Genomic DNA, 296 nt, shown 5'->3' with positions numbered 1-296 from the left:
CGTAACAGCGAAAGCAACAGATCCAGCAGGAAATGTGTCAGAACCAAGTGCTCCAGCAACCGCAACTAAGGATACAAAAGCTCCAGCTAAACCAGCGGTAACACCAGTCGTAGATCCAAGCAACTTGACTGAAGCAGAAAAAGCTAAGGTAGCAGAAGCAGTTAAGAAATCAAACCCAACAGTAACAGATGTTAAAGTTGGCAAAGATGGCACAACAACAGTCACCTTCCCAGATGGCAGCACAGCCGTAATTCCATCAGGTGATACAGTTAAGAAATCATCAGATAACGCAATTA

General features: G+C 44.3%; 1 protein-coding gene. It reads left to right on the top strand.

Annotated elements, in window-relative coordinates; all coding sequences use genetic code 11:
• On the top strand, positions 1-296 hold a 296-nt coding region (locus B7695_RS11115), incomplete at both ends, for a MiiA motif-containing surface protein (RefSeq protein WP_474104098.1).

It is taken from the genome of Streptococcus mitis, assembly GCF_002096845.1.
In the GTDB taxonomy this organism is placed as follows: domain Bacteria; phylum Bacillota; class Bacilli; order Lactobacillales; family Streptococcaceae; genus Streptococcus; species Streptococcus mitis_A.
The sequence above is the reverse complement of the archived record's forward strand: the minus strand, read 5'-3'. Positions and strand labels throughout refer to the sequence as shown.